This window comes from Achromobacter sp. (assembly GCF_036567245.1).
Classification (GTDB): Bacteria; Pseudomonadota; Gammaproteobacteria; order Burkholderiales; family Burkholderiaceae_B; genus Achromobacter.
Window position 1 is genome coordinate 1 of record NZ_DATCUY010000023.1, and the last position, 3,600, is coordinate 3,600.

The following is a 3,600-nucleotide window of genomic DNA, read 5'->3' on the forward strand; positions in this document are numbered from 1 at the left end:
GGTGGCGCACACCGGCTTGCACTTGCCGCAACGCAGGCAGTCCTTGATGGATTCCGAGATGGCGCCGATGTCGCTTTGCTGCATGATCAGCGACTCGTGGCCCATCAGGTTGAAGCTGGGCGTCCAGGCGTGGCGCAGGTCCGCGCCAGGCATGAGCTTGCCGGCGTTGAAGTGGCCATTGGGGTCGACGCGGCGCTTGTAGTCCTGGAACGGCGCCAGTTCGGCTTCGGTCAGGAATTCGTACTTGGTCAGGCCGATGCCGTGCTCGCCCGAGATCACGCCGTCCAGGTCACGGGCGATCTGCATGATGCGCTCGACGGCCTGGTGGGCCTCCTGCAGCATCTCGTAGTCGTCCGAGTTGACCGGAATGTTGGTGTGCACGTTGCCGTCGCCCGCGTGCATGTGCAGTGCCACGAAGACGCGGCTCTTGAGCACGCGGCCGTGGATGGCGACCAGTTCGTCGACGATCTTTTTGTAGGCCGCGCCCGAGAAGGTGCGCTGCAGGCCCGCCAGCACTTCGGTCTTCCAGGACAGGCGGATGGTGCGATCCTGCACCACGTCGAAGACGCACGCACCCGGCTGCGCCGCGAGGCGGTCCGACAGGGCCGGCTGCAATTCGCCCAGGCCCAGGCCATGCAGCTCGGGCAGCGCCTGCATCAGCGGCAGATCAAGGTTGTCCAGCAGCCACTGCCAGCGCTGCCTGACGGCGGCCAGCAGTTCCAGCGCCTGGCGCGTGCGCTCGGCCAGCATTTCGGCGCGGGTGGTCTCGACGTCCGTGTCATCGATCTTGCCGACGGGCAACGGCGTGCACAGATAGGCGTCCAGCTCGCCCAGCAGCTTGAGCTTGTTGCGGGTCGAGAGTTCGATGTTGATGCGTTCGATGTGATCCGTGTACTCGCCCATGCGGGGCAGCGGGATCACCACGTCTTCGTTGATCTTGAAGGCGTTGGTGTGGCGCGCGATGGCGGCGGTGCGCGAACGGTCCAGCCAGAACTTCTTGCGCGCCTCCGGGCTGACAGCGACGAAGCCTTCGCCATGGCGCGTATTGGCCAGGCGCACCACTTCGCTCGATGCCGCGGCCACGGCGTCTTCGTCGTCGCCGACGATGTCGCCGATCAGGACCATCTTGGGCAGCACGCCGCGCTTGCTCTTGGTGGCGTAACCCACCGCGCGCAGATAGCGTTCATCCAGGTGCTCAAGCCCCGCCAGGATGGCGCCGCGGGCGCGGCCTTCGCCGTCCAGGTAGCCCTTGACCTCGACGATCGACGGAATCGCGTCGCGCGCCTGGCCGAAGAACTCCATACAGACCGTGCGCGTGTAGCGCGGCATGCGGTGCAGCACCCAGCGCGCCGACGTGATCAGGCCGTCGCAGCCTTCCTTCTGGATGCCGGGCAGGCCGGCCAGGAACTTATCGGTGACGTCCTTGCCCAGGCCTTCCTTGCGGAATACGCGGCCCTGGATTTCCAGCGTTTCGGTCTTCAGCAAGCGCTCGCCCGGCTTGCCGCTGCCGTCGAACCACTTGAGCTCGAAGCGCGCCACTTCCACGTCATGGATCTTGCCCATGTTGTGGTCCAGGCGCGCCACTTCCAGCCAGTTGCCGTTCGGGTCGACCATGCGCCACCAGGCCAGGTTGTCCAGCGCGGTGCCCCACAGGACGGCCTTCTTGCCGCCCGCGTTCATGGCGATGTTGCCGCCCACGCAGGAAGCCTCGGCCGAGGTCGGGTCGACGGCGAACACGAAGCCGGCCGCTTCCGCAGCCTCGGACACGCGCTTGGTCACCACGCCGGCGCCGGCATGGATCACCGCTACGGGCTCGGTCAGCCCGGGCAGCAGACAGGACTCGACCTTGCCGAGCCTGTCGAATTTTTCGGTGTTGATGACCGCCGACTTCCAGGTCAGCGGAATGGCGCCGCCGGTATAGCCGGTGCCGCCGCCTCGCGGAATGATGGTCAGTCCCAGCTCGATACAGGCGGTGACCAGCGCCGCGATCTCGTCTTCCGAGTCCGGCGTCAGTACCACGAAGGGATATTCCACGCGCCAGTCGGTGGCGTCGGTCACGTGCGAGACGCGCGACAGGCCGTCGAACTTGATGTTGTCGCGCGCGGTGATGCGGCCCAGCACCTTCTGCGCCTGCTTGCGCATCATGGCGGTCTGGTCGAACTCGCCTTCGAACGCGGCGATGGCTGAACGCGCCCGCGCCAGCAGGCCGACGACCTTCTCGTCGCGGTGCGGATCATGGCCGGCCTCGGCGGGCACGTCGGGCTCGCGGCGGCGGTCGATTTCGCCCAGGCGGTGATGCAAGGCTTCGATGAGCTGCTTGCGGCGCTTGGGGTTGTCGAGCAGGTCGTCCTGCAGATAGGGATTGCGGCGCACCACCCAGATGTCGCCCAGCACTTCGTACAGCATCCGGGCGGAACGGCCGGTGCGGCGCTCGCCGCGCAGGTCGCTCAACAGGCTCCAGGCGTCATCGCCCAACAGCCGGCCGACGATCTCGCGGTCGGAAAACGACGTGTAGTTGTACGGGATTTCGCGCAAGCGCGCGGGTGCTGCGGGCGGCATCGCCCCGTTCAAGATGTGGCTGGCGAGTGGGGCGTTCATGGCTGCGAGAGGGGGGCCCTTAAAAAATTATTTTATGCCATTGGCCGAGTCTGGCCCCTAATACCCCTAGGGAAGCGCTCGAAACCTGGAATTGGCGGGGACGCTATGTCCCTAATTAAATGAGATATCGGCGCTAGACCTGGCCGGGAAAGAACCAGAGCAGGCTGGCGGTCATGACCAGATAGCGCAGGAATTTGCCGATGGCCATGTAGAACACGCAGGGCCAGAAGGACAGCCGCAGCCACCCCGCCACCGCGCACAGCGGATCGCCCACGGCGGGCAGCCAGGACAACAGCAGCGCTGGCGGCCCCATGCGGTGGATCCAGTCGTGGGCCCGCTCGTTCCAGCGCCCGCGCATGCGTCCGCCTTCGGTCGCGTCGGGATGCGGATGAGGGTGCTTTTCCTTCCAGCGCTGCACGGCGCGTTCGGCGCCCAGGCCCATGGCGTAGCTGATGGCGCCGCCCACGGTATTGCCCAGGGTCGCCACCAGGATGGCCGGCCAGAACATGTCCGGCGCCAGTTTGATATAGCCGAACACGGCCGGCTCGGAGCCCAGCGGCAGCAGGGTCGCGGACACCAGCGAAACGGTGAAGATCGCGGACAGGCCGACCGAGGGCAGCGCCAGCACCCCCAGCATCCAATGCACAGCGGACAACAGACTTTCTTCCATAGTGGGGCGAGTGTAGCCGCGCGCGGGTGCATAATCTGCCCCACTTCCCTACTTCCTGCCGCCAGCCGCTGTCCCATGTCCACTGATTATCTGAAACGCATCCTGACCTCGAAGGTTTACGACGTCGCGGTCGAATCGCCGCTGGAAGCGGCGCCGCTGCTGTCGCAACGGATTTCGAACACGGTGCTGCTCAAGCGCGAAGATACCCAGGCGGTGTTCAGCTTCAAGCTGCGCGGGGCGTACAACAAGATGGCCAACCTGAGCCCGGCCGCGCGCAACCGCGGCGTCATCGCGGCCTCGGCCGGCAACCACGCCCAGGGCGTCGCGCTGGC

Annotated in this window: 3 protein-coding genes; 1 reads left to right on the top strand and 2 read right to left on the bottom strand. The window is 66.2% G+C overall.

The annotated features are described in order from the left end of the window. Positions 1-2,598, bottom strand: a 2,598-nt coding sequence (locus VIR09_RS00765) for a DUF3683 domain-containing protein (RefSeq protein WP_332010773.1), incomplete at its 3' end; no start/stop codon positions are given. A gap of 133 nt (positions 2,599-2,731) precedes the next feature. After that, positions 2,732-3,268 carry a YqaA family protein gene (locus tag VIR09_RS00770; protein ID WP_332010776.1) on the bottom strand — a complete coding sequence of 179 codons (537 nt, stop codon included), beginning with the start codon at positions 3,266-3,268 and terminating at the stop codon, positions 2,732-2,734. 75 nt (positions 3,269-3,343) lie between these two features. Between VIR09_RS00770 and VIR09_RS00775 the strand changes: the two genes are divergently transcribed. Next, on the top strand, positions 3,344-3,600 hold a 257-nt coding region (locus VIR09_RS00775; protein WP_332010779.1), incomplete at its 3' end, for a pyridoxal-phosphate dependent enzyme.